This window comes from Fretibacterium sp. (assembly GCF_057312375.1).
Genome location: NZ_DBHLDX010000019.1, coordinates 1 through 6,791 on the forward strand (window position 1 = coordinate 1; position 6,791 = coordinate 6,791).

The following is a 6,791-nucleotide window of genomic DNA, read 5'->3' on the forward strand; positions in this document are numbered from 1 at the left end:
TATTTTTTACGTTAGATGACTTTTTGTGCTTGTCCCTCGAAGCGCTTTGGTGTGCGAGGACGAAGTATAGTTCTGGAGGCTCGCAATGGAAAAAATCCGCCTCAATGAATTGAATAAGGCCTTACGCCAGTGCGGCATAGGACTTGATTACGACGAAATTAAGGGCACGCCCTGTTTTGAAGTGTACCATGCCCATGCCTGGGATCATGGTTATGATGGCTTTTATGGGATAAAGGTATACGAAGATGGAAGTTATGAGGACGGAAGAACCTCAGGGTTCCATGGAACAAGACGGCAATTTTATAAGGATATGTGTGAAATGATCGACTTTCTGCTTGAGTATTTCCGCTTCAAAAATATCCAGGAGTTGATCATAGCGCCATGTTACCGATACGAGCAGTTTTCGTTTGATGCGGAGCGTAACGATATTTACGAAGAAATCTATGCTTTTTTGCGGAAGAGCAACGTCCGAAAAAACGAGCGCTCCGGTATAAAAACGAACGTCAAAGACGATGCTGGCCCGCTGGAAATGGTTGTGGAAGGAGCGTTCAGGGGCATCTCGGAATTATGTTTGTTCGCGCCAACGCACCGGATGCTCATCGCTCCGGACCATCATTTCGGCCTTACGTTTTTCACTCGACAAAAATCACTTGAGATGGAAGTTGTCACTGAATTGTTGAGTGGCTATTTGAATTTGCACTGCCTTGATGTGCAGGGAAGCGAATAGCTTTATGAGTACAAATTCCAGGCCTTCGCACCTTTTCAATTTGCCTGTTGCGTTTGGTTCGACAAGCCAGCCGTCTAAAAAACAGGTGGCGCAGCGACTGGCGGCAGGGCTCATTCGCGCAGCCTGGCCTTCGGGCAGTGGGAGAGTATGTATTGCCGAACAAAGGCGAAGTCCTCATCCCTGACGTAGATCTGGTTTTTATTCAGCGGCGCGTTGAGCTTGATGAGGTTTCTTCGTGGATAGACGTCAACGCTTTTTATTGATGACCATCGAGAATACATGGATTGCCTGCTGCCTGAAAGCAACCCCGCTCCCATTGCGCTGATGTTCCCGCTCCTCGCGCCCAAAAGCACAGCCACCGCCGATAGCACTCTGGCCCTTTTGAATTGCTTCGTTATCTGCGTGTGACGGATGCCGTGCTCATCCATCTCAAACTGCACGCAGTATTTTCCGCCCATGAGGGCGGCGTAAAACAAATAGCCGATAAGGCACAGTGCAAGCATACCCAGCGTCAGCAGGGCAAAGACCTTAGCCAAGCTCAAAAAGCCATACCACCAGAAGTTCGAATCCCCCATGGACAGGAGCATAACAAACAGCCATATGCCTACGAAGACGCCGCCGAGAATTTTCCACACAACGAACAGGATGCTGGGATTCTTCAGTAGCTTTAGCTCATGCACCCACCGATATACGCCGTCGCTGCCGCGCAAGATGCCATCTTGAGATGCCTTCTGTTCCTTCCCGTCCATAAGCTGCCCCTCCTACTGTACACAGTCTGCCGCACTGAGGAGCTCCATCATAACATAAGGTCATCGACCGCTGAACTTACGCGCGCCGATCTTTTATGAGGCGGGCGGCGTTCAGCGGGTCGGCTGAGGGCGCGGGAAGCGCGGGGCGCTTCCCGAAGCGTCGGCGAGGTTCAGGCGAGGTCGAGCCTCTGCGCGTGGGGACGGTCCATCGTGTTCAGGGCATGGAGCATGAGGGGCAGGGCGAGGGCGAAGGTGAGGGCGTCCGCGACGGCCTGAGCGGCCATGAGGCCCTTGAGGCCGAAAAAGTGGTGTCCGATGAGGATGGCGGGCAGGAAGAGGATGCCCTGCCTCGACGCCGCTGGCGGTCGGCCAGACCGCTGAACTTACGCGCGCCGATCTTTTATGAGGCGGGCGGCGTTCAGCGGGTCGGCTGAGGGCGCGGGAAGCGCGGGGCGCTTCCCGAAGCGTCGGCGAGGTTCAGGCGAGGTCGAGCCTCTGCGCGTGGGGACGGTCCATCGTGTTCAGGGCATGGAGCATGAGGGGCAGGGCGAGGGCGAAGGTGAGGGCGTCCGCGACGGCCTGAGCGGCCATGAGGCCCTTGAGGCCGAAAAAGTGGTGTCCGATGAGGATGGCGGGCAGGAAGAGGATGCCCTGCCGCGACGCAGCGACGACGCTGGCGCTGGCTGTCCTGCGGATGTTCTGAAGGTACATGTTGGCGGTGACGATGCAGCCCACCAGCGGATAGGCCAGGCACTGAAAGCGAAGGGCCCCCGCGCCGATGCGGACCAGCTCCGCCTCCGGGCGGAACAGCGCGACGATGGCCGGCGCGAAAGCCAGGCCCAGGGCGGCGACCAGGACGCAGTAGCCCGTGGTGGCCAGGGCGCAGAAGCGGACGGCGCGCCGCACGCGGTCGAACTTTCCCGCGCCGAAGTTGAAGCCGCATACCGGCTGAAAGCCGTGTCCGAACCCAATGACGATGGACGTGGAGAGCATGGTGAGGCGGTTGACCACGGAGAAGGCGGCGATGGCCGCGTCCCCGTAGGGGCCGGCCGCATGGTTCAGACAGGTGATGCTGACGCTGGCCAGCCCCTGACGCCCCAGGGAGGGCAGGCCGCTTGCGATGATCTCCCGGTACTGGCTCCACGTTGGTCGGAAGTTCGAGAGCCGCGGGGGGATGCCGTCGCGGCGGGCCGTCATGCGAAGCAGGAGCGTGAAGCCCACGCACTGCGAGAGCATCGTGGCCAGTGACGCCCCCTCCGTGCCCATTCCCAGGGTGAAGATCAGGAGCGGGTCCAGCGCGATGTTCAGCACCGCCCCGGAGATGATGCCGACCATGGCCGTGGCCGCGTTGCCCTGTAGGCGCATCTGGTTGTTCATCACGAGTGACGCCATGATGAAGGGGGTGCCCACCAGAATCCATCGGAGGTAGGCGCGGGCCTGGGGCAGGATCGTGTCCGTGGAGCCCAGAAGGCGCAGCAGGGGGTCCATGAAGAGGAGCCCGGCGGCCAGGATGGCCGCCCCCAGGATCAGCGCGGAGAAGAACCCGGCGGCCCCTACGACGGCGGCGCTCCGGACGTCCTTCTGGCCCAGCGCACGGGCCATGTACATGGCGCTTCCCTGCCCAAAGAAGAAGGCCAGGGACTGAATCAGTGCCATGTAGGGAAAGACGATCCCCACCGCGGCCGTCGCCTGGGTGTCGATGCGCGAGACGAAGAAGGTGTCCGCCGTGTTGTAGAGCGCGGTGGTGAGGATGCTCAGGACGCTGGGCAGGGCCATGCCCGCGATGAGCCGCTCCACGGAGCCCGTCGTCATGAGCAGATACTTCTTGTTCTGAGATTCTCTGTCGATCACCAAAAACACCAGCTGTCCCTCTGAATGTCCCTTGCATCATACCCGCGCGCGTCCGCCCCTGTCAAGGGCATGAACCTTGACAGGGGAAGGTTCCGTGGATTAAATCGCCGTTTCCTTATATAATGCGAAAGTAAAATCAGACGCTTGGAGGGAAAGCCATGGAGGAGCGGTCGCTCTTTGAGGATGAGGCCAGCCAGCCGCTGGCGGCCCGGATGCGCCCCAGGACGCTTGACGAGTTCGTGGGGCAGACGCACCTCTTGGGGCCGGGGTGCGTGCTGCGGCGCCTGATCGAGGAGGACCACGTGTCCTCCATGATCTTCTGGGGACCGCCCGGCGTGGGCAAGACGACGCTTGCCGGCGTCATCGCGCAGCGGACGCGCGCGGCCTTCATCAACTTCTCCGCCGTGACCAGCGGCATCAAGGAGATCCGCGCCGTGATGCAGAGGGCGGAGGAGGGCCGCCGCCTGGGAGGGCGGACCATCGTCTTCGTGGACGAGATCCACCGCTTCAACAAGGCTCAGCAGGACGCCTTCCTGCCCTTCGTGGAGAGGGGCAGCATCGTCCTGATCGGCGCGACGACGGAGAACCCGTCCTTCGAGGTGAACGGCGCGCTCCTGTCGCGCTGCCGGGTCTTCGTGCTGAAGGCCCTGACCGCGGAGGAGCTGGCGGGCCTCCTGTCCCGCGCCCTGTCCGACCCGCGAGGCCTTGGACGGTACCGGGCGGAGGTCGCGCCGGACATGCTGAACGCCATCGCCACCTTCGCCAACGGCGACGCCCGCGCAGCCCTCTCGACGCTGGAGATGGCGGTCCTGAACGGAGAGCCCTGCGAAAACGGGATTCGAGTGACGGAGGAGATGCTCGCCCAGTGCACCTCGCGCCGCTCCCTGCTCTACGACAAGGGGGGCGAGGAACACTACAACCTCATCTCGGCCCTGCACAAGTCCATGCGGAACTCGGACCCGGACGCGGCCGTCTACTGGCTGGCGCGGATGCTGGAGGCCGGGGAGGACCCGCTGTACGTGGCCCGGCGCGTCCTACGCTTCGCGAGCGAGGACGTGGGGCTGGCGGACCCCAAGGCGCTCGAGATCGCCGTGGCCGCCTATCAGGCCTGCCACTTTATCGGGATGCCGGAGTGTAGCGTGCACCTGACGGAGGCCGTGGTGTACCTGTCCCTGGCGCCGCGCTCCAACGCCATGTACACGGCCTACACGGCGGCCCGTTCCGACGCGATGGAGCAGCTGGCGGAGCCCGTGCCCCTCGTCATCCGCAACGCCCCCACGCGCCTGATGAAGGAGCTGGACTACGGCAGGGGATACCAATACGCCCACGACGCCCCGGACAGGCTGACGGACATGCAGTGCCTCCCGGACTCCCTGCGGGGGCGCCAGTACTACCGGCCCACGGAGCAGGGCTATGAGGCGCGGTGCAAGGCGAGGCTTGAACAGATCAGGGCGTGGCGGCGGGCGCACGGGGCCGGATCGAAAGATACGGCCAATGACGGATAATTTGAGGGTGGATTGTGGTATCCTTTGTGCGGTTTGGGGAGGGGGCCGCCGCTGTCGAGTGGGCGGAGCCGTTGACGGAGAAAGGGGAGGTTTGCTTTGAGAAACGGACGTTGGCGCTTTGTCGTTTTCGCGATCTTTGTGCTCTGCCTGTCGGCGGGCCGGGCCGGTGCAGACCCCGCGACCTCTGAGGACGCCTCCTGGACGGGGTACGTGACCTCCGGAATTCAGGCTGGATGGGAGAAGGTGACGGGGCTCTTTCGGGACGACGAGCCCAGGGGCGTGGACCCCGGATTCGTCCTCGCCTCGCTCGACGCCTCCCTGCCGGATTGCCTGGCCGAGGGGTGGGGCAGCCTGACGAACTCCCTCACGGAGGCGCTGAGGCTGAGGGACGAGCGCGAGAAGCTGCCGGACTCCGCCTGGTTCGGGGAGGACAAGTCCTCCAACGCGAGGAAGATCAATAAGCTCCTGGATGCCGCCCTTGAGGTCCTGACCCAGGGGAGGGCGGGAGATGTTCGCCGCGAGGCCTCGAACCTGCGCGCGTCGATAGCGGACCTTCGCCATGAGGCGGACAGGCTCCGCAACGACCGCATCACGGCTCCCGTGGACTCGAAGGTGCCCTGGCGGACGACGCAGGCGCGGATCGACGAGCGCCTGAAGGAGATCGACGGGGAGATTCGGGCGCGGGAGGCCTCCCTCGCCGGCGTCAACGGACGCCTGGCGGACGCCCTGCGCGAGATGGGCCTCGAACTGGACCAGGGGCAGGTTGACGTCCTGCTGAGCTCCGTGACGGGCGACGACATGCTCCAGAACGCCGTGGTGTTCTCCAACGTGAAGGCCGTGGTGGAGCAGCTGGCCTCCCTGGCGGGGAACGACCAGAACGACCTAGAGATCAACCGCCGCTACACGGGCCTGTACCTGGTGCTGAACGACCTCCTGATCCACACCCAGGAGGAGCTGGTGCGGCGCATCGACGAGGAGTACGGTCCGCGGCTGAAGAGCATCGTCAAGGAGGCCCTGGCCCTGGAGGACGAGGCGCGGAAGAAGGCAGGGCAGGAGGCCTACAACGAGGCCCAGCGGGCGTCGTTCAGGCGCAACGCGGAGGCCAACGCCATGACCGTGCGGGTGGGGAAGCTCTACGCGGACCTCCTGGCCGCCCAGCGCCGAAGCATCCTCGAAAACCTGAAGGACCTCAGGCGCAGTCGCGACGTGGCGGAGAACACCTACCGCACCGTAAGGAGCTCCGGCGACCTGAAGAACCTCATCCACTCCGGGCTCGCGCTCTTCGACTCCATTGACGCACTCTCCATGCCCCAGCTTCAGCCCTTTGAGAGCGAGGCCATGAGGCTTGAGTTCGAGGAGATCAACCGGCGCCTCAAGGAACGCTGAGAACATCGAGAACAGCCCAATTGCCCTTGCCCTTCGAGTGGGAGTGGAGTAGTATTAAAATCCAAGCGCAACCGTAACCGTTTTACCGAACGTCGCTTTACCGGATGGAACTGGGAGCCGGTGGGGAAGATTCCGCGTGACGGGAGGGAGATGAAGATGAGCGTTGAAGTGCAGGAGCGTGTGGCGCTGTGGCGCGTGCCCGACCCGACGGAGCCGCCCCTGACGCCGGAGGAGATCGCGGCGTGGGAGATTGGGAAGCGGGAAGCGCAAGCTGGTTTGGGGCGTCCGATCGCCGAAGTGATGAAGGACCTGCTGTAGATGCAGTGGCAGGTGACGGTTCAACCCAGCGTGGAAAAGCAGCTGGCCCGAATCCCCAACCCGGACCGGGGGCGTATTCTCCGGGCCATCGAGGCATTGAGCGACGACCTGACGGGAGATGTGCGGCCTCTGGTCGGTCGAGGCGGCTACAGATTGCGGGTGGGCAAGTGGCGGCTGCTGATGTCGATCGACGAAGAACTGCGGCAGGTTTCGGTGGAAGCCTTGGGGCCGCGGGGAGATGTGTACAAGTGACCG

7 protein-coding genes are annotated in these 6,791 nt (G+C 62.7%); 5 read left to right on the forward strand and 2 right to left on the reverse strand.

The window, feature by feature from the left end:
* The first annotated feature begins 85 nt into the window (after positions 1-85).
* Positions 86-727, forward strand: coding sequence for a hypothetical protein (locus tag ACO41U_RS04615; protein ID WP_485941964.1), 642 nt, complete (start codon positions 86-88; stop codon positions 725-727).
* Positions 728-837: 110 nt separating this feature from the next.
* On the opposite strand, the gene ACO41U_RS04620 is transcribed toward ACO41U_RS04615, so the two are convergent.
* Positions 838-1,476 carry a hypothetical protein gene (locus tag ACO41U_RS04620; RefSeq protein ID WP_485941966.1) on the reverse strand — a complete coding sequence of 213 codons (639 nt, stop codon included), beginning with the start codon at positions 1,474-1,476 and terminating at the stop codon, positions 838-840.
* A 477-nt stretch (positions 1,477-1,953) separates the two neighbouring features.
* A complete protein-coding gene (locus tag ACO41U_RS04625; RefSeq protein WP_485941968.1) occupies positions 1,954-3,336 on the reverse strand; it encodes an MATE family efflux transporter in 1,383 nt (460 codons plus the stop codon).
* Positions 3,337-3,485: 149 nt separating this feature from the next.
* Here ACO41U_RS04625 and ACO41U_RS04630 point away from each other — a divergent pair, with 149 nt between their 5' ends.
* The 4 genes from ACO41U_RS04630 to ACO41U_RS04645 all read left to right on the forward strand — a co-directional run bounded on the left by ACO41U_RS04630 (position 3,486) and on the right by ACO41U_RS04645 (position 6,788).
* Positions 3,486-4,832: a replication-associated recombination protein A gene (locus ACO41U_RS04630; RefSeq protein ID WP_485941970.1), complete on the forward strand. Its 1,347-nt coding sequence runs from the start codon at positions 3,486-3,488 to the stop codon at positions 4,830-4,832.
* A 96-nt stretch (positions 4,833-4,928) separates the two neighbouring features.
* Positions 4,929-6,218 carry a coiled-coil domain-containing protein gene (locus ACO41U_RS04635; RefSeq protein ID WP_298779887.1) on the forward strand — a complete coding sequence of 430 codons (1,290 nt, stop codon included), beginning with the start codon at positions 4,929-4,931 and terminating at the stop codon, positions 6,216-6,218.
* Between the two features lie 156 nt (positions 6,219-6,374).
* The gene (locus tag ACO41U_RS04640; protein ID WP_298779885.1) at positions 6,375-6,536 is read left to right on the forward strand and encodes a hypothetical protein; all 162 of its coding nucleotides are present in this window, start codon (positions 6,375-6,377) and stop codon (positions 6,534-6,536) included.
* A 12-nt stretch (positions 6,537-6,548) separates the two neighbouring features.
* Positions 6,549-6,788, forward strand: a complete 240-nt coding sequence (locus tag ACO41U_RS04645) for a type II toxin-antitoxin system RelE family toxin (RefSeq protein WP_298779883.1) — start codon at positions 6,549-6,551, stop codon at positions 6,786-6,788.
* The last annotated feature ends 3 nt before the right edge of the window (positions 6,789-6,791 follow it).